Below are 17,822 nucleotides of genomic sequence, written 5' to 3'. Positions count from 1 at the left end.
AAGGCCTCCTCTGGTGGCGGAGCGGTTCCTCGACAGCTCCACTCCACACCGGGAGGCCTTCGCCCATCTACAACTCAGATCGTGTCCTCGCAGGTCCTCGACCAACGTGCCTGGTCATCACAGCTAGCCGCGATCCTGGGTCTCGCCGCCTCCACCATCGGTGCGGTCCTCACCCGCGCCGGCATGCCCCGACTGGCAGAGGTGGACCGACTCACCGGCGAGCTACTGCGCGGCCGCCGGCACAGCGACCGCCGCTACGAACACGAACACCCCGGCGACCTGCTGCACATCGACGTCAAGAAGCTCGGCCGGGTACCGGCCGGTGGTGGCTGGCGCGTCCACGGCCGCTCCGAGGAGGTCCGCGGCCGCGGCAACGGCTGGGACTACGTGCACGTCGCCATCGACGATCACACCCGACTGGCCTACGCCGAGGTGCTGCCCGACGAGCGCGCCGGCACCTGCGCCGGCTTCCTGACCCGCGCCGCGGCCTGGTTCGCCGCCCACGGCGTCACCATCCGCCGGGTGCTGACCGACAACGCGCTGAGCTACCGCCGCGGCGCCGCCTGGATCACCGCCTGCACCCGCCTCGGCATCGGCCGCCGCTTCATCCAGCCCGGCCGGCCCTGGACGAACGGCAAAGCCGAACGGTTCAACCGCACCCTGCAAACCGAGTGGGCCTACGCCAGCGCCTGGATCGGCAACGACCAGCGCACCGCCGCCCTGGACAGCTGGCTGGAGCACTACAACACTGCCCGCAGCCACTCCGCCCTCGGAGGCCGCCCACCGGTCAGCCGCCTCGCCGCGTGAACAACCTCTCCGGTCGCGACACCTAGGCACGGCGCCCACGAGAGCCCGTCCCCTGAAGGGGGCGGGCTCTCGGCGTCGCACAGGTAGGTGTCCTACTGAGCGGCGCTCAGAGAATCGGCCTGACCACCGGCCAGGCCGATGACGTGTCACTCATGGGGTCAAGGCACCCGACAACAGTTCGCCCGCACGCGGATCGACCATCTCGGCGGCCGGGTCGGCGCGGTGCCACAGCAAGCGCAGGAGCACCTCGGCTCGGCCCCGGACTGCCACCGACTCGCCGTTACCGATGGTGACGTCACCTGGGACGTCCGTGGCGATCATCCGAATCCCCCGTGACAGAGGATCGACACGACCGAGCCGCACCTGCCGCGGGTACATGACGTCCCGCACTTCGAGGACTCCATCCCATGCCAGCCACGGATCCACCTGCCGCAGGTGCCCGAGCGCTTCGTCGGCGTCGCATGTGTGCAGCACGATCTCGTGCACCTGACGCCGCCTCCAGAACAGCGCGGTCGCATCTCGATCATCCAGGGTCCACGCGGGTGCGTCCGCCGGTGTGGCAGTGAGCACCTCGACGAGACGCGAGGCGTGGTGGCGATACCACGCGATCAGCTCCGGTCCCTCCCGAGCAGCGGGCTCTGGCCTGAACTCCGGATTGCCCTCGACGACACAATGCGACGCCCATTGGTGGACTCCGCCCACGTGGACCACGAGATCCCGCAGCGACCAGCCCGGACAGGACGACACGGGCGCACCGAGGTCGGCGTCGCTGATGACGTCGGCGAATCTTCCGGTGTGGAGGCGCAGCAGGCGCAACCAGTCAGGCTCCTCGCCGGTCACGCTTCCCCCTCCCGTGCGCCGAGCGAGGCGATCAGAGTGGCGAGCGCATGCGGCGGGGCCCCGGGTCGACGCGGGCGGTGGGCGGACCCACGCGCGCGGTGCCGCCGGCGACCACCAGCGACCGGCCGCCGTGCCACGGGTTGGCCGGGCCGACGATGACCGGCTCGAGGCTCAGCCGCAGCACCTCGGGCAGGTCGTCGGCGAGCCGGGCGACCCGCAGCAACAGGTCCTCCAGCGCCGCGGTGTCCACGGGCTCCGACCCCCGCCAGCCGTCGAGCAGCGGCCAGGCGCGGGGTTCGCGCACCAGCTCGGCGGCGTCGAGGTCGGTCAGCGGCAGGGTGCGGAAGGCCCGGTCGCCGAGCAGCTCGGTGGCCACTCCCCCGACCCCGAAGCTCACCAGGGCGCCGAACGAGGGGTCGTCGACGATCTCGACGACCGTCGCCACACCGGGGGCGGCCATCTCCTGCACGATCACCGGGTCGCCCGACGGGATGGCCGCATAGGCCCCGCGCACCGCGTCGTCGTCGACGAGGTCCAGCCGGACGCCGCCGAGGTCCGAGCGGTGCCGCAGCCACGGCGCCGTGGACTTGAGGACCACCGGGTAGCCGATCTCCGCGGCGGCGGCGACCGCCGTCTCCGGGTCGGTCACCGTGCGGGTGCGCAGCAGCGGCACGCCGTAGGCGCCCAGCAACGCCATCAGCTCGTCGTCATCCAGCTCGCGGCCGGCCGGTGCCGAGGCCAGCGCACCGCGGACCAGGGTCCGGGCCTGCTGCTCGTCCACGTCGGGCAGCTCCGGCACGTCGCCGACCGGACGGCGGCGCCAGCGGGCGTACTCGCTGGCCTTCGCCAGTGCGATGACCGCGCGCTCGGGAGTGCTGTACGACGGCACCGACCCGCGGGCCGGCATGCCCTGCTCGTCGAGGACGGCGAGCTCGGGCGGCACGCCCTCGGCGGAGAGGAAGCTGGCCAGCACCGGCTTGGCCGAGCCGACCGCCACCTCGCGCAGCGCGGGGCCGAACTCGTGCGAGCCGGCCATCAGCGGCGGCAGGAACACCGCGATGACCGCGTCGACGCCCTCGTCGTCGACCGCCTGCTGCAGCGCGGCGCGGAACTGCTCGGGTGTGCCGCTCACCCCGATGTCGACCGGCTGCTCGTGGGCGAGCTGCAGACCCTCCTCGAGCACCGCGTCGGCGACCAGCACCCCGATGGCCGTGGAGTTGCCGACGATCGCGACCCGGTCGCCGGCGGGCAGCGGCTGGTGGGCCAACAGGGTGCCGACATCGAACATCTGGGCCACCGTCTCGACCCGGATGACGCCGGCGGAGGCGAACAGCGCGGCGACCGACTGCTCGGGGACTGCGACGGAGGTGCCCGCCAGACCGGGGGCGACGCCGACGTGCCGGCCGCTCTTCACCGCGACGACCGGCTTGGTGCGGCCGACGGTGCGGGCGAGGCGGGCGAACTTGCGCGGGTTGCCGAAGCTCTCCAGGTGCAGCAGCACCACCTCGGTGCCCGGGTCGGTCGCCCAGTACTGGAGCAGGTCGTTGCCGCTGACATCGGCCCGGTTGCCGGCGGAGACGAAGGAGGACAGACCGATGCCGCGGCTGCGCGCCCGCTCCAGCAGCGCGACTCCGAGCGCGCCGGACTGGGCGAAGAACCCGACCCGCCCGCGGCCGGGGACCATCGGCGCCAGCGAGGCGTTGAGCCGCAGCGCCGGTTCGGTGTTGACGATGCCCAGGCAGTTCGGGCCGACGACGCGCATGCCCGAGGCGCGGGCGGAGGCGACCAGCCGCCGTTCGACCGCTCGCCCCTCCGGCCCGGACTCGCCGAACCCGCCGGAGACCACGACCAGGCCCCGCACCCGCTTGCGCCGGCACGCCTCGACCACGCCTTCCACCTCGTCGGCCGGCACGGCCACCAGCGCGAGGTCCACGTCGTCGGGGATCGACTCGATGTCGGCGTAGGCCGGCACGCCGCGCACGTGCCGCGCCGAGGGGTTGACCGGGTAGACCGGCCCGGCGAAGCCGTAGTCGAGCAGGTTGCGGAGCAGCGCGTTGCCGATCTTGTCCGGGTCGTTGCTGGCCCCGACCACGGCCACCGACGACGGAGTCAGCAGCCGGGCGATCGACCGCGACTCGCTGCGCTGCTCCCGCTCGTAGGTGACCGCCAGCGCGTCCTCGGTCTGCTCGATCGGGAAGGACAAGTGGACGACGCCGTCCTCGTAGGAGCGCTGCGACTTGTAGCCGGCGTCCTGGAACACCCGCACCATCGTGCTGTTCTGGGCGAGGACCTCGGCGACGAACCGTTTGATGCCGCGCTCGCGGGCGGCCGCGGCGAGGTGCTCGAGCAGCACCGAGCCCAGCCCCCGCCGCTGGTGGGCGTCCTCGATGAGGAACGCGACCTCGGCGTCATCGGTGCCGGGGTAGCGGTCGTAGCGCCCGACCCCGATGACCTGGTCGCCCAGCAGCACGACGAAGGCAACGCGGGCGTCGTGGTCGACGTGGGTGAAGCGGTGCAGCTCCTTGGCCGAGAGGCGCTTCATCGGCCCGAAGAACCGGTAATAGCGGGTCTGGTCGCTGCTGCGGTCCATGAGCCCGGTCAGCCCGTCGGCGTCCTCGGGGCAGATCGGGCGCAGGTGCACCGTGCCGCCGTCGGCGGCGACGATGTCGGCCTCCCAGTGCGGCGGCGGCGCGGGATCGGCAACTTCTTCAGGCGTCACAGCAATCTCCGGCCATCCAGCAGGGTCCCGCCGCGAGCGTGCGAGCGGTGGGGGGCTGGGTGGTCCTTAATCACGAGGGTCGTCCGGGTCGAGGCCGAACAGCGGGAAGCTGGCCCGGCGCGTGCGCATGATGGCCCGGTCCACCCGGGACTCGGTGAAGGCGTCCCAGCGTGCGAAGCCGGTGTAGCCGCCCTCGGTCATGTGCGTGGGCGGCCGGGCGCGCAGCCCACGGGAGACGACGTCGTCGCGCCAGGACTGCGGGATCTCCGTCGCCGGGTCCAGCGGCGAGCCCGCGGCCTCGGCGAGCAGGTGGGTCCAGGCGCGCGGCACCGCACGTACCAGCCCGTAGCCGCCGCCCCCGAGGGCGATCCATCGCCCGTCGCAGAGCTCGTGCGCGAGCTCGTGCATCGCCCGGTAGCTGGCCCGCTGCCCGTCGATGGTGAGGCCGAGGTCGGCCAGCGGGTCCTCGTGGTGGGCGTCGCAGCCGCACTGGGTGACGATGATCTGCGGGTCGAACGCCCGCAGCACACTGGGGACGACGGCGCTGAAGGCCCGCAGCCAGGCGGAGTCCTCGGTGCCGTTGGGCAGCGCCAGGTTGACCGCGCTCCCCGACGCCTTCTCCGGATCGCCGGTCTCCTCCGGGAAGCCGGTGCCCGGCCACAGGGTGAGCGGCGTCTGGTGGATGCTCACGGTCAGCACCCGCGGGTCGTCGTAGAAGGCGGCCTGGACGCCGTCGCCGTGGTGCACGTCGAGGTCGACGTAGGCGATCCGCTCGTAGCCCTTCCCCAGCAGCCAGGCGATGGCCACGGCCGCGTCGTTGAAGACGCAGAAGCCCGAGGCGGCGTCGCGCATGGCGTGGTGCAGCCCGCCGGAGATGTTGACCGCGTGCTGCGCCGCTCCGGTGTGGACCTGCTCGGCGGCCAGCACGCTGCCGCCGGTAATGAGCGCGGCCGCGTCGTACATGCCCGGGAAGATCGGGTTGTCGGAGGTGCCGAGGCCGTGTCCGACCGTCGGGTCGGCCGGTGCCCGGCGGACCGCCTCGAGGTACTCGGCGTCGTGCACCAGCCCGAGCAGCTCGGCGTCGGCCGGCGTCGGCCGCAGCACCCGCACCCGGTCGGTGCCCAGCACGCCGAGTCCGTCGGCCAGGCGCATGGTCAGGTCCAGCCGCACCGGGTGCAGCGGGTGCTCGCCGCCCATGGTGTAGCCGAGCAGGCTCTCGTCCCAGACGACGGCGACCGAGTCGCTCATCCCACCTCCCCGTGCCCGTGCGCGGACCTCCGCCGGACGCGGCCGCCGGCGGGAGCGACGCTACCGGCGTCGACCTGGCAACGCTCCTGCTGGACGCGGCGTCGGGAAGCCGGGTGGGGTGGCGCACCGCCCGTAGACTGGCCGCCGACCCGGAGGAGTACCTGTGAACGACCTGATCGACACCACGGAGATGTACCTCCGCACCATCTTCGAGCTCGAGGAGGAGGGGATCACCCCGCTCCGGGCCCGGATCGCGGAGCGGCTCCACCAGAGCGGCCCCACCGTGAGCCAGACGGTGGCCCGCATGGAGCGCGACGGCCTGCTGACCGTGGAGGGCGACCGGCACCTCCAGCTGTCCGAGGAGGGCCGTCAGCTGGCGACCGCGGTCATGCGCAAGCACCGGCTGGCCGAGTGCCTGCTCGTCGACGTGATCGGCCTGGACTACGCCGACGTGCACGAGGAGGCCTGCCGCTGGGAGCACGTCATGAGCGAGGCGGTGGAGCGCCGGCTGCTCGCGCTGCTGGGCAACCCCACCGTCTCCCCGTTCGGCAACCCCATCCCGGGCCTGGAGGCGTTGCGCGGGGACGAGCCGCTCGGCGGTGAGACCTCCGCGGTGCTCGACGCGCTCACCGTGCTCTCGACGACCGCCACCGCCGAGGGCCGCCCCGTGGTGATCCGGCGGATCAGCGAGCAGCTGCAGGAGAACCCGGACCAGCTGCGGGCCCTGGCCGATCACGGGGTGCGACCCGGCGTGACGATGCAGGCCCGGCTCGTCGAGGGCTCGGTGAGCCTGGACGGCTACCTGCTGCCGCTCGAGGTGGCGCGGCACATGTTCGTCAGCGCCGTCGACTCGGAGCTCACGCCGCTGGAGGCGGCCCCGCTGCTCTGAGACCCCATGGCCTTCGGCCGCCTCGAACGGTGGAAGTCGCCGACTTCCTTCACAGCAGGGCGCTGCCCGGCCGTCGAACCGGCCGGGCGCACCGCTCACTACGGTGGGGCCGACGTCGACCCCTCCTGAGAGCAGGTCCCGGTGAGCCCGTCCGACTCCTCCGCAGCCCCGGCGTCCCACGCCGCCCCATCGGACGCCCCGAGCAGCCCGTTCGCCCGGCTGGCCGACTTCGCCGCGCTGCCGCGCATCGGCGCGCTCGCGCTGTCCGCGGACGGCTCCCGGCTGGCGATCTCGGTCGCCACGCTCGACCCCGCGAAGAAGAAGTGGCAGTCGGCGCTGTGGGAGGTCGACCCCGCCGGCGACCGCCCGGCGCGCCGGCTCACGCGCAGCGTCCCCGGTGAGTCCTCGCCGGTGTGGGCGCCCGACGGCTCGCTGCTGTTCACCTCCGCCCGCCCCGACCCGACGGCGGCGGAGGCGGGCGACCCGAAGCCGGCGCTGTGGAGCCTGCCGCCCGGCGGCGGGGAGGCGCGTCCGGTGCTGAGCCGCCCCGGCGGTATCTCCGTCGTGGCCGTCGCGGCCGGTACCGGCGACGTCGTGGTCGCCGCCCCGACACTGCCCGGAGGTGCCGAGCCGGAGGCCGACGAGGACCGGCTCAAGGCGCGGGCGGACGCCGGGGTGACCGCGGTCCTGCACGAGTCCTACCCCGTCCGGTACTGGGACTCCGACCTCGGCCCGGCCGCCCCGCACCTGTTCTGGGCCGGGCGGCTGCCCGACGACGGGGCCGACGAGGGAACCGACCGGGTACCCCTGCGCGACTTGACCCCCGAGGCGACGCCGCCGCACGGCGCGGGAGAGGAGTTCACCCTCTCCCCCGACGGCCGGCTGCTGGCCCGCTCCGAGGAGGTGCCCGACGGGCCGGCCGGGCACCGCAACCGGATCGTCCTCACGGCGACCGACGGCAGCGGCACCCGGCTCCTGGTCGACGACCCGCTCGCCGACGTCTACGCCGCGCGCTTCTCCCCCGACGGCGCCGCGCTGGTGTGCGTCCGCGAATCGCTGTCCAGCTACGCCGAGCCGCCGGACTACACCCTGCTGCTCGTCGACGTGGCCGGCGGCGGGACGCAGGACCTGACACCGGACTTCGACCGGTGGCCGAGCGCCCCGCAGTTCTCCGCCGACGGGGCCGACGTCTACTTCCTCGCCGACGACGACGGCCGGCACGCGATCTTCCGGGTGCCCGTGAGCGGCGGCACGCCGATGCGGCTGACCGCGGACGGCGCGTACAGCCACCTCCAGGTCCCCCGGGACGGCAGCGCGCTCTACGCCCTCCGTTCGGCGTACGACTCGCCGTCGGTGCCCGTCCGCCTCGACCTGACCACGACGGACCAGGAGCCCGTGGTGCTGCCCAATCCCGGCACGCTCGACGGGCTGCCCGGCACGCTGCACGAGGTGGAGGCCACCGCCGCCGACGGCACGCGGGTGCAGTCCTGGCTCGTGCTGCCCGAGGGCGCGTCCGCCGACTCGCCCGCGCCCCTGGTGCTCTGGATCCACGGCGGCCCGCTGATGAGCTGGAACTCCTGGTCGTGGCGCTGGTGCCCGTGGGTGCTGGCCGCTCGGGGGTACGCGGTGCTGCTGCCCAACCCGGCGCTGTCGCAGGGCTTCGGGCAGGACTTCGTCCGCCGCGGCTGGGGCGCGTGGGGCGAGGCGCCCTACACCGACCTCATGGCCGCGGTGGACGCCGCCGAGCAGCGTCCCGACATCGACGCGACCAGGACGGCGGCGATGGGCGGTTCGTTCGGCGGCTACATGGCCAACTGGATCGCCACGCAGACCGACCGCTTCCGGGCGATCGTCAGCCACGCCGGCCTCTGGCACATCGACTCGTTCACCAGCACCACCGATGCGGCGTACTACTGGGAGAAGGAGTGGGGCGACCCGCTGAGCGAGCCCCGCCGCTACGAGCAGCACTCGCCGCACCGCTTCGCGGACGCGATCCGTACCCCGATGCTGGTCATCCACGGCGACCGGGACTACCGCGTGCCCGTCGGTGAGGCGCTGCACCTCTGGTACGACCTGCAGAAGCGGGCCGTGCCCTCGAAGTTCCTCTACTTCCCGGACGAGAACCACTGGGTGCTCACCCCCGGGAACTCGACGGTTTGGTACGAGACGGTGCTGGCCTTCCTCGCCGAGCACGTGCGGGACGAGCCCTGGCAGCGGCCCGCGCTGCTCTGAGCGCTGCGCCCACCGCGGGCCGGCCGGTGCGTCATCGCGCCGACGCACCGGGCGGCCCGGCCACACCGGCCGAGCGACCGGCCTCGATCAGCAGCGCCCGCAGCTGCCGGGGTGGGACGCAGGCGGCCAGCGCGTCCTCCACGAGCCGCGCCAGGGAGTTGCCCGGTTCGCTGTCCAGCGCCCGGTCCAGCGCGATGTTCGCCAGGGCGCCGTCCCCGCGCAGCCACGCGCAGACCGCCACCAGCGCGGCGGGGAAGGCGTCCAGCGGTGACGGCGCGCGCCGGGTGCACTCGATCCAGAGCGCCTCGGCCGCCGCAGCGTCGTCGCCCAGGGAGAGCAGCAGCGCCCAGTCCCGCACGTCGGGCTCGCGGAGGCTCCAGGCGATCCGGGCGACCTCCGCGTCCCCCGGTGGCTGCTGACCGGGGCCCGGCCGGCAGCGCGCGACCACCGACCGGATGCGCCGCCGGCCGGTGGCGACCTCGCGAGGACCACCTGCGGACCGCGGCGCCGTCCTCAGCACCGCGGCCTCCATCGCCGCGCGCGACGACTCCCCGGGCGGGGCCAGCCGCCGCGCCAGCTCCGCCCGGTCGGCCGCGACCACGGTGCCGGCGGCCACGGCGACGGCCGCCAGCTCCCCGACGCCCGTCGGCAGCGAGGTGCCGGCGCCCGGGGCGCAGCAGCCGCCGGGGCAGTCGAAGTCCCACCAGCGCTCGCCCCGCACCAGCAGCGCTTGTTCCAGCGGCAGCCCGACCGCGTCGAGAGCCAGCACGAGGTCGTGCACGAGCGACCGGTGCGGCAGGTCGGTGCCCCACCCTCCGCCCGGGCCGACGCCGGGCGGGAGGAGGGGCACCGTCTCGTCGGGCGCCTCGGACACCACGAACGCCAGCGCCGCCCGCGGCGCGTCGGTGGTCAGGCTGCGGGCCAGCACTGCCATCAGCTGACGCGCGTGGTCGGCCGGCGGGAGGTCGGCGCGCACCGTCAGGCCCACCCGGCGGCCGGTCCCCCCACCGAGCGAGACGAGCACGATCGACTCGTGCGGCCGGTAGCCCAGCAGCTGCGGCAGGCCGGCGGCGAGCTCGCCGGGGTCACCGATGAGGACGGCGTCGTCCAGCGGGCCGTCGGACGACGCGGGAGCGGGGAACGGTGCCGGGTCGCGGAATTCCATGGACCGACGGTGAGCGCCGGCCGGACCGGGCAGAAGCGCCCGCGATCATCTGTGGACCAGCCGCTGCCTGTGGACGGGCGGTGCTGCGACCATGCCCGCATGGACGTGGACGTCGCATCGGCCGCCGAGGCCGAGAAGCCCGTCGTCCGGAGGCTGCTGGAGCTGAACGCGCACGAGTTCTCCGCGTTCGACGGTCGGGACCTCGGCCCGCACGGCGAGTACGGGTACCGCTACCTGGACCACTACTGGCTCGACACCGAGGACCGCCACCCGTTCCTCGTCCGCGTGGACGGCGCGCTCGCCGGGTGCGCGCTGGTACGCGCCGGCTCGCCTCATCGCTTCGGCGAGTTCTTCGTCGTCCGCAAGTACCGGCGCAGCGGAGTGGGCACGACCGCGGCGCGACACCTCTTCGCGAGGTTCCCCGGGAAGTGGATCGTCGAGGTCGTGGCCGGGAACGACGCAGCGATCTCCTTCTGGCGGCGCGCGATCCCGGTCGCCTTCGGCGAGGTCGTGACCGACGCCGGGACCGAGCAGCGGTTCACCGTCCCGCCGCACGTGCCTCCCGCGCGGTAGCGGGCCGGCTCAGTCCAGCGCGGCGGCCTGCGTCTCGTAGGCCTGCTCGAGCAGCGCGGTGAAGGCGTCGGTGTCCAGCGGGGCGGCGGCCGCACCGGCCGGGTCCACCGCCAGCGACATGAGGAAGACCAGCCGGTCGCCGTCCTCGACGGCGCCGAGCAGCGCCGGGACCGACAGCTGAGTGCCGTCGGGCAGCCCCACCACGGTGGTGTAGCGCAGCGCGGCCGAGCCGTCCCCGAGGTCAGGGACGGGCACCTCCTCGAACACCACGGTGGCCTGCCCGAGGTCGGGCGAGCTGATCTGCGCCTCGGGGCAGCGCTGCGCGGCCTCGGCGAGCTGGTCGACCGCACCCTCGACGGGACCGCCGCGGATCAGCATCTCCACCACCACGGTGGTCTCCTCGGTGGCGCTCACCGCGGCGACCTCCTCGAAGTCGTCGAAGTCGGGCTGCGTGCCCTCCACCGCGACGTCGCACTCCGCCGGCGTCACCTCCACGTCGTCGAGGTCGCCCGCCAGGGCCGCCCCTTCCGCCAGCTCCTCCGGCGACACGGAGGCCACCACCGCGTCGGGACCGAAGGCCCCGGCGTCCAGCAACCCCGAGGCCAGGTCGGGCGTGGGCGCCTCCTTCGAGGCGGCCTCCGACTCCTTCGCTCCGGAGTCGGTCCGTGGCTCGGCGTCCGCGTCGTCCCCACTGCACCCGGTCAGCACCGCGGTGGAGAGGAACCCGGCGGCGAGCAGGCCGCGCAGGCGGGAAGAGCGGAACGTGATCGACATGGGCCGACGGTAGCCGCCCCGAACTGCCGGGGCATCCGTCCGAGCAGTGCCGGAGGGCCGGTCAGACCTGGTACTGGACGGCGGCCCGGGCGGCGAGGATCGGCCGGACGAACTCGGCGACGACGGACAGGTGCACCGGGTCCTGGGCGTAGCGGTAGAACGCCTCGGCGTCGGCGAAGTCGGCGATGAACACCGCCGAGGCGTTGCCGTCGGAGAGACCGGCGTCCTCACCGACGGCCAGGAAGCTCATCCCCCCGACCTCGTGGCGGAGGCCGCGCAGCGCGGTGATCGCGGCGGCCACGCGCTCCTCGCCGGCCCTCGGGTCCCACGTGAACGTGACGACGTGACGGATCATGTCGTCCACCCTCCCAGCACCTGCGCCGGCTCGCGCGCCACCCGGACGGGGGCCGGAGCCCGGCTGGTGGCCGGAAGGGCGGGGGCGCCTCGGTAGGGTCCCGAGCATGGGACGGTCGCTGCGCATCGCACTGCTGTCCTACCGCAGCAAGCCCCACGGCGGTGGCCAGGGCGTGTACGTCCGAGCGCTGAGCCGCGAACTGACCGAGCTGGGCCACCGCGTCGAGGTGTTCAGCGGGCAGCCCTACCCCGAGCTGGACGACGGCGTGCCGCTCACCAAGCTGCCCAGCCTGGACCTGTACCGGGAGCCCGACCCCTTCCGGATGCCCCGGCCCTCGGAGTTCCGTGACTGGATCGACGTCGCGGAGTGGGCGACCATGTGCGCCGCCGGCTTCCCCGAGCCGCTGACCTTCACCCTGCGCGCAGCCCGGCACCTGCTGCCCCGCGCCGGCGAGTTCGACATCGTGCACGACAACCAGTCCCTGGGATACGGGCTGCTGCGGCTGACCCGCGCCGGGCTGCCCACCGTCGCCACCGTGCACCACCCGATCGCCATCGACCGCCAGCTGGAACTCGCCGCCGCGCCCTCGCTGTACAAGAAGCTGACGCTGCGCCGCTGGTACGCCTTCACCCGCATGCAGGCAAAGGTCGTGCAGCAGCTCGACGCGGTCACCACGGTGTCGGAGACCTCGCGCGTCGACATCGAGCGGCACATGGGCCTGCCGGCCTCCCGCGTGGACCTCATCCCCAACGGCATCGATCCCGGCACGTTCGCGCCCCCGCCCGGGGGGCAGCGCCGCGACACCGATTCGATCGTAGCCATCACCAGCGCGGACGTGCCGCTCAAGGGCCTGGTGCACCTCCTGGAGGCGGTGGCCAAGCTGCGCACGGAGCGGCCGGTGACGCTGACCGTCGTCGGCAGCGCACGTCCGGGCGGCCCCGCCGAGGCGGCGCTGGACCGGCTGGCCCTGCGCGACGCCGTCCGCTTCACCGGCCCGGTCCCCGAGGCGGAGCTCATCTCGCTCCTGCAGCGGGCGACGGTCATGGCCATCCCCTCGCTCTACGAGGGGTTCTCCCTCCCGGCGATCGAGGCGATGGCCTGCGCGACGCCCCTGGTCGCCACCGACGCCGGCGCGCTGCCCGAGGTGGTGGGCACCGAGGCCGGGCTGCGGGTGAAGGCCGGCGACGTCGGTGAGCTGACCGCGGCGCTGCAGCTCGTCCTCGACTCCCCCTCCCTCGCCGAGCAGCTGGGCCGCGCCGGCCGACGGCGGGTCCTGGACACCTACACGTGGCGGGCGACCGCCGAGCGCACCGCCGAGTGGTACGCGCAGACCCTGGAACGGAAGGGCCTCCCTTGCTGACCGTCGACTACGACCTGCTGGACCTGCGGCCGGGGATGCGCGTCCTCGACCTCGGGTGCGGGGAGGGCCGGCACGCCTTCGAGGCCTACCGGCGCGGCGCCGACGTGGTGGCCGTCGACTGGGGTGCCTCCGAGGTGGAGACGACGAAGCGGTGGCTGGGCGCGATCGCCGAGGCCGGGGAGGCCTGGGCGAAGCCCGACGGCACGCCGGCCCGCTTCGAGGTGGTCCGCGGCGACCTGCTGCACCTGCCCTTCCCCGACGCCAGCGTCGACCGGGTCATGGCCTCGGAGGTGCTCGAGCACATCCCGGACGACGTCACCGCGATGGCCGAGATCTTCCGCGTGCTCAAGCCCGGCGGCCGCATGGTGATCACCGTGCCGCGCTACGGTCCGGAGCGCATCTGCTGGGCGCTGTCGGACGAGTACCACGCCAACGAGGGCGGGCACATCCGCATCTACCGCGGCAGCGAGCTGCGCGAGCGGCTCACCTCCGTCGGGCTGGTGCCGGGCAGCACGCACCACGCCCACTCGCTGCACGCCCCCTTCTGGTGGCTCAAGTGCGCGGTCGGCGTGGAGAAGGACAACGCCGCCGTCCGCGCCTACCACCGGCTGCTGGTCTGGGACCTCATGCACCGGCCGTGGCTGACCCGCACCGCCGAGAAGCTGCTCGACCCGGTGTTCGGCAAGAGCTTCGTGATCTACGCCGACAAGCCGGCAACGGCTGCCGGCGCCGCGCCGGCCGAGGTGGAGCAGGCCCTTGCCGTCGGGTGACGGCCGGCTCCTCCCGGAGCTGCCCGGCGTCCTGACCGGCGACCAGGTGCGCACGACCGTGGCCTGGATCGCCGGCGAGCAGGCTGCCGACGGCGCCCTCCCCTGGTTCCGCGGCGGCCAGCTCGACCCCTGGGACTCCGTCGAGGCCGCCATGGCCCTGGACCTCGGCGGCGAGCACGACCGCGCCCGCGCCGCCTACCGGTGGCTCGCCGGCCGGCAGCGCCCCGACGGGTCGTGGGCCGGCGAGTACCGCGACGGCGCGGAGGTGTCCGCGGACGTGGAGAGCAACCACGCCGGCTACCTCGCCGTCGGCCTGTGGCACCGGTGGCTGCTGACCGCCGACGAGCAGCTGGTCGGCGAGCTCTGGCCGGTGGTCCGCCGCGGCCTGGACCTGGTCGTCGCCATGCAGCTGGACGGCGGCGCGATCGGCTGGGCGCTGCGCCCCGACCGCACGCCCGACGCGCTCGCCCTGCTCACCGGAAACGCCAGCCTGTTCCAGTCGCTGCGCTGCGGCGTCGCCCTCGCCGGGCTCGTCGGCGAACCGCAGCCCGACTGGGAGCTGGCGGTCAGCGACCTCGGCGCGGCGCTGCGCACCCGTCCCGACGCCTTCGCCGACCGGTCGCGCTACTCGATGGACTGGTACTACCCGATCCTCGCCGGGGCGGTGACCGGCGAGCAGGCCCGGGACCGGCTGGCCGCCGACTGGGACCGCTTCGTCGTCCCGGGGCTGGGCGCCCGCTGCGTCGCCGACCGGCCGTGGGTGACCGGTGCCGAGACCTGCGAGTTGGCCCTCGCCCTCGTCGTCGCGGGGCAGCGGGACGCCGCCCTCGAGCAGGTCGCGGCGATGCAGCACCTGCGCGACGACGACGGGTCGTACTGGACCGGCTACGTCTTCGCCGACGATGCCCGCTGGCCGATCGAGCGCACCACCTGGACCGCCGCCGCGGTGCTGCTCGCCGCCGACGCGCTCTCCGGGGCGACGGCCGCGTCCGGTCTGTTCGCCGACCCGGCGGCCCTGCCCAGCGCCGGCACCATCGACGACGATGCGCGGACGGCCGGTTGGCTGACGGGAGGCGCGGGCACGGTCACCCCGTGATCGAGCCCCGCCCCACCCCGTCCCCCGCTGCGGACGTCACCGTGGTCGTCGCCAGCCGCAATCGCCGCGAGGACCTCCTCGACAGCCTCCCCCGCCACGAGGCACCGGTGATCCTCGTGGACAACGGCTCCACCGACGACACGGTGGCGGCGGTGCGCGCCGCCCACCCCGAGGTGACCGTGATGCCGCTGGGCCGCAACCTGGCCGCGCGCGCCCGCACCCTGGGTGCCGCCCGGGCCGGCACGCCGTTCGTCGCGTTCGCCGACGACGACTCCTGGTGGGCGCCCGGCGACCTCGCCCGCGCGGTGGCGATCATGCAGGCCCACCCGCGGCTCGCGGTGCTCAACGCCCGCATCCTGGTCGGTCCGGAGGAGCGCCTGGACCCGGTGTGCGCCGAGATGGCCCGGAGCCCGCTGCCCCGCGGCAACCTCCCCGGCCCGGCGCTGCTGGGGTTCGTCGCCTGCGCGGCGCTGGTGCGCACCGAGGCGTTCGAGCAGGTCGGCGGGTTCGACCCCGTCATCCGCTTCCCCGGCGAGGAGGAGCGGCTGGCCCTGGACCTGGCGACCGCCGACTGGACGATGGCCTACGTCGACGAGGTGACCATCCACCACCACCCCTCGCCGCGACGGGACGCGCCCGTCCGCCGGCAGGCGGGCATCTGGAGAAGCCGGCTGCTCACCGCCACGATGCGGCTGCCGGCGGCCGAGGTCGCCGGCCTGGTCGTCGACGCGGCACGGTCCGGCCGCCCCGGCCTGACGGGGCTGGCCCGGGCCCTGCCCGACGTCCCGGCCGCCCTGCGCCGCCGGCGGCCCGTCCCGCAGCGGGTGCGCGCGGACCTGCGACTGCTGGCCGGGGAGCCGGTGTGAAAGAGGACCCCCCTGCCCCCCACCGCTCGCAGGCTCGCGGCGGGTCCCTGCAGGAGGGCCGGAACAGCGCCGGGACGAACGGGGCCTTCCCGGACCCCCGGGTCGCGGTCGTCGTCATCACCCACCAGCGACGGGACGAGCTGCTCGGTGCCCTGGACCGGTTGCTCGCCCTGCCGGAGCAGCCGCACGTCGTCGTGGTGGACAACGGCTCGACCGACGGCACGGCCGAGGCGGTGCGCCGGCGGTTCCCCTCCGTGGAGCTGATCGCCAGCCCGGAGAACCTCGGCGCCGTCGGCCGCAACCTGGGCGTCGCCCGTGTGACGACGCCGTACGTCGCGTTCTGCGACGACGACACGTGGTGGGAGCCCGGCTCGCTGCGCACCGCCGCCGACACGCTGGACGCCCATCCGCGCCTCGCCGTCGTCACCGCGCGGATCCTGGTGGAACCGGGCGGCCGGGAGGATCCGATCGTGCCCGAGCTGCGCGACTCCCCGGTGCGCGGTGCGGCGTGGCTGCCCGGGCCGGCGCTGGGCTCCTTCCTGGCCGGCGCCTCGGTGCTGCGCCGGTCGGCCTTCGAGGAGGTCGGCGGGTTCAACGACCGGCTGTGGCTCGGGGGCGAGGAGGAGCTGATGGCCGGTGATCTCGCCGCCCGCCACTGGGAGCTGTGCTACCTCCCCGCGCTCACCGTGCACCACCAGGCCAGCCGGGCCCGCGACCCGCACAAGCGCCGCCGCGACGGCATCCGCAACACGCTGTGGACGACGTGGCTGCGCCGCCCGCTGCGCCCCGCGCTGCGCCGCACGGTGCACCTGCTGCGCACCGTGCCGCGGGACCGGGTCACCGCGTCGGGCCTGCTCGCCGCCGTCGGCGGCCTGCCCTGGGTGCTGCGCGAACGGCGCGTCCTGCCGCCGCACGCCGAGGCCCGCTTCGCCGCGCTGGAGGCGGCGCAGCGCAGCTCCACCGCCCGCCGCTACGTCAGCTGACGCGGCCGGCGTTGAGTCGGGCGGCCTGCCGCGTGAGGTGGTCGCGCTCGGGCAGGTTCGCCGCTGCCCGGGCCGCCTCGGCGTAGAGCCGGGCCGCGGTGACCCTGTTCCCGTCCCGCTCGTGCAGGTAGGCGGCGACGGCGGCGTAGCGGGGCAGGGTGGGCGCGAGACCGGAGAGCGCGGCCAGGCCGGCCCGGGCGCCGTCGGCCTCCCCCACCGCCACGGCCCGGTTGAGCCGGACGACCGGGCTGTCGGTGAGGCGGACCAGCTCGTCGTACCACTCGACGATCTGCACCCAGTCGGTCTCCTCCGCAGAGCGCGCGTCGGCGTGCAGCGCGGCGACGGCCGCCTGGGCCTGGAACTCGCCGAGCCGATCGCGCGCCAGCGCCGTCTGCAGGACCTCGACGCCCTCGGCGATCAGCCGGGTGTCCCACCGCGAGCGGTCCTGCTCGGCGAGCGGCACGAGACTGCCGTCCGACCGCGTCCGGGCCGGCCGCCGGGCATGGTGCAGCAGCATCAGCGCGAGCAGGCCCTCCACCTCCGGGTGCTCGATCCGGGCCGCCAGCTCGCGGGTGAGCCGGATCGCCTCCGCGGCCAGGTCGACGTCGCCGGAGTAGCCCTCGTTGAACACCAGGTACAGCACGCGCAGCACCGTGCCGACGTCCCCGGGCCGGTCGAACCGGGCCCCCGCCACGGTCCGCTTGGCCCGGCTGATGCGCTGCGCCATGGTGGGCTCCGGCACCAGGTAGGCCTGCGCGATCTGCCGCGTGGTCAGGCCGCCGACGGCCCGCAGGGTGAGGGCCACCGCCGAGGCCGGGGACAGCGAGGGGTGGGCGCACAGGAAGTACAGCTGGAGCGTGTCGTCCACCTCGCCCGCCGGCCCCGGCGCCGGCTCCTCCTCGACGCGGACCTCGCGCCTCCGGCGCGACGCGTCCGCTCGGGTGGCGTCCAGGAACTTCCGCCAGGCGACGGTGACCAGCCAGCCCTGCGGATTCCGCGGCGGATCGTCCGGCCACACCCGCACCGCCTCGACCAACGCCTCCTGGACGGCGTCCTCGGCCGCCGCGAAGCCGGCTCCGCGGCGGCCGAGGATCGCGATCACGGAGGGGACGACCGCCCGCAGCCCGGACTCGTCCACCGTCGGG

17 protein-coding genes are annotated in these 17,822 nt (G+C 74.7%); 10 read left to right on the top strand and 7 right to left on the bottom strand.

Annotation, left to right across the window (positions count from 1 at the left end; translation table 11 throughout):
• Positions 1 to 807, top strand: an 807-nt coding sequence (locus RM425_RS19570) for an IS481 family transposase (RefSeq protein WP_311346903.1), incomplete at its 5' end; no start/stop codon positions are given.
• Between the two features lie 150 nt (positions 808 to 957).
• Here RM425_RS19570 and RM425_RS19565 read toward each other — a convergent pair.
• From RM425_RS19565 to RM425_RS19555, 3 genes are all read right to left on the bottom strand, one after another.
• On the bottom strand, positions 958 to 1,647 hold the full coding sequence (locus tag RM425_RS19565; RefSeq protein ID WP_311346902.1) for a maleylpyruvate isomerase family mycothiol-dependent enzyme: 690 nt from the start codon (positions 1,645 to 1,647) through the stop codon (positions 958 to 960).
• 31 nt (positions 1,648 to 1,678) lie between these two features.
• Positions 1,679 to 4,366: a bifunctional acetate--CoA ligase family protein/GNAT family N-acetyltransferase gene (locus tag RM425_RS19560; RefSeq protein WP_311346901.1), complete on the bottom strand. Its 2,688-nt coding sequence runs from the start codon at positions 4,364 to 4,366 to the stop codon at positions 1,679 to 1,681.
• 66 nt (positions 4,367 to 4,432) lie between these two features.
• Entirely contained in the window at positions 4,433 to 5,614 is a 1,182-nt protein-coding gene (locus tag RM425_RS19555; protein WP_311346900.1) for an acetoin utilization protein AcuC, read from the bottom strand.
• A gap of 17 nt (positions 5,615 to 5,631) precedes the next feature.
• Here RM425_RS19555 and RM425_RS19550 point away from each other — a divergent pair, with 17 nt between their 5' ends.
• The 3 genes from RM425_RS19550 to RM425_RS19540 all read left to right on the top strand — a co-directional run bounded on the left by RM425_RS19550 (position 5,632) and on the right by RM425_RS19540 (position 8,735).
• Positions 5,632 to 5,781: a hypothetical protein gene (locus RM425_RS19550; RefSeq protein WP_311346899.1), complete on the top strand. Its 150-nt coding sequence runs from the start codon at positions 5,632 to 5,634 to the stop codon at positions 5,779 to 5,781.
• A complete protein-coding gene (locus RM425_RS19545; protein ID WP_311346898.1) occupies positions 5,778 to 6,503 on the top strand; it encodes a metal-dependent transcriptional regulator in 726 nt (241 codons plus the stop codon). The genes RM425_RS19550 and RM425_RS19545 overlap by 4 nt, the downstream gene beginning before the upstream one ends.
• Positions 6,504 to 6,644: 141 nt before the next feature.
• Positions 6,645 to 8,735: a S9 family peptidase gene (locus RM425_RS19540; RefSeq protein ID WP_311346897.1), complete on the top strand. Its 2,091-nt coding sequence runs from the start codon at positions 6,645 to 6,647 to the stop codon at positions 8,733 to 8,735.
• Positions 8,736 to 8,766: 31 nt separating this feature from the next.
• On the opposite strand, the gene RM425_RS19535 is transcribed toward RM425_RS19540, so the two are convergent.
• Positions 8,767 to 9,900 carry a DUF4192 domain-containing protein gene (locus tag RM425_RS19535; RefSeq protein WP_311346896.1) on the bottom strand — a complete coding sequence of 378 codons (1,134 nt, stop codon included), beginning with the start codon at positions 9,898 to 9,900 and terminating at the stop codon, positions 8,767 to 8,769.
• Positions 9,901 to 9,999: 99 nt separating this feature from the next.
• Between RM425_RS19535 and RM425_RS19530 the strand changes: the two genes are divergently transcribed.
• Entirely contained in the window at positions 10,000 to 10,473 is a 474-nt protein-coding gene (locus RM425_RS19530) for a GNAT family N-acetyltransferase (protein ID WP_311346895.1), read from the top strand.
• A gap of 9 nt (positions 10,474 to 10,482) precedes the next feature.
• Here the strand turns inward: RM425_RS19530 and RM425_RS19525 are convergent, their stop codons facing one another.
• Positions 10,483 to 11,247 carry a hypothetical protein gene (locus tag RM425_RS19525; protein WP_311346894.1) on the bottom strand — a complete coding sequence of 255 codons (765 nt, stop codon included), beginning with the start codon at positions 11,245 to 11,247 and terminating at the stop codon, positions 10,483 to 10,485.
• A gap of 61 nt (positions 11,248 to 11,308) precedes the next feature.
• Positions 11,309 to 11,602 carry a Dabb family protein gene (locus tag RM425_RS19520; RefSeq protein ID WP_311346893.1) on the bottom strand — a complete coding sequence of 98 codons (294 nt, stop codon included), beginning with the start codon at positions 11,600 to 11,602 and terminating at the stop codon, positions 11,309 to 11,311.
• Positions 11,603 to 11,708: 106 nt separating this feature from the next.
• On the opposite strand from RM425_RS19520, the gene RM425_RS19515 reads away from it, so the two are divergent.
• The 5 genes from RM425_RS19515 to RM425_RS19495 are packed head-to-tail and all read left to right on the top strand — an operon-like array spanning position 11,709 to position 16,677.
• Positions 11,709 to 12,962 carry a glycosyltransferase family 4 protein gene (locus RM425_RS19515; protein ID WP_311346892.1) on the top strand — a complete coding sequence of 418 codons (1,254 nt, stop codon included), beginning with the start codon at positions 11,709 to 11,711 and terminating at the stop codon, positions 12,960 to 12,962.
• Positions 12,956 to 13,732, top strand: a complete 777-nt coding sequence (locus RM425_RS19510) for a class I SAM-dependent methyltransferase (protein ID WP_311346891.1) — start codon at positions 12,956 to 12,958, stop codon at positions 13,730 to 13,732. Before RM425_RS19515 ends, RM425_RS19510 begins: the two co-directional genes overlap by 7 nt.
• Complete coding sequence (locus RM425_RS19505) at positions 13,719 to 14,828, top strand: prenyltransferase/squalene oxidase repeat-containing protein (protein WP_311346890.1); 1,110 nt, start codon at positions 13,719 to 13,721, stop codon at positions 14,826 to 14,828. Before RM425_RS19510 ends, RM425_RS19505 begins: the two co-directional genes overlap by 14 nt.
• Complete coding sequence (locus tag RM425_RS19500; RefSeq protein ID WP_311346889.1) at positions 14,825 to 15,694, top strand: glycosyltransferase family 2 protein; 870 nt, start codon at positions 14,825 to 14,827, stop codon at positions 15,692 to 15,694. Before RM425_RS19505 ends, RM425_RS19500 begins: the two co-directional genes overlap by 4 nt.
• Positions 15,691 to 16,677, top strand: a complete 987-nt coding sequence (locus RM425_RS19495) for a glycosyltransferase family 2 protein (protein ID WP_311346888.1) — start codon at positions 15,691 to 15,693, stop codon at positions 16,675 to 16,677. Before RM425_RS19500 ends, RM425_RS19495 begins: the two co-directional genes overlap by 4 nt.
• Here the strand turns inward: RM425_RS19495 and RM425_RS19490 are convergent.
• A complete protein-coding gene (locus tag RM425_RS19490) occupies positions 16,670 to 17,815 on the bottom strand; it encodes an RNA polymerase sigma factor (protein WP_311346887.1) in 1,146 nt (381 codons plus the stop codon). The two genes, RM425_RS19495 and RM425_RS19490, sit on opposite strands and share 8 nt — an antisense overlap.
• Positions 17,816 to 17,822 lie beyond the last annotated feature (7 nt).

The organism is Blastococcus goldschmidtiae (assembly GCF_031845325.1).
Lineage (GTDB): Bacteria > Actinomycetota > Actinomycetes > Mycobacteriales > Geodermatophilaceae > Blastococcus > Blastococcus goldschmidtiae.
The sequence above is the reverse complement of the archived record's forward strand: the minus strand, read 5'-3'. Positions and strand labels throughout refer to the sequence as shown.

Coding starts and splice junctions, on each gene's coding strand:
- RM425_RS19525 (WP_311346894.1), bottom strand. CDS start 11,247: ATGTCGATCACGTTCCGCTCTTCCCGCCTGCGCGGCCTGCTCGCCGCC.
- RM425_RS19530 (WP_311346895.1), top strand. CDS start 10,000: ATGGACGTGGACGTCGCATCGGCCGCCGAGGCCGAGAAGCCCGTCGTC.
- RM425_RS19535 (WP_311346896.1), bottom strand. CDS start 9,900: ATGGAATTCCGCGACCCGGCACCGTTCCCCGCTCCCGCGTCGTCCGAC.
- RM425_RS19555 (WP_311346900.1), bottom strand. CDS start 5,614: ATGAGCGACTCGGTCGCCGTCGTCTGGGACGAGAGCCTGCTCGGCTAC.
- RM425_RS19520 (WP_311346893.1), bottom strand. CDS start 11,602: ATGATCCGTCACGTCGTCACGTTCACGTGGGACCCGAGGGCCGGCGAG.
- RM425_RS19515 (WP_311346892.1), top strand. CDS start 11,709: ATGGGACGGTCGCTGCGCATCGCACTGCTGTCCTACCGCAGCAAGCCC.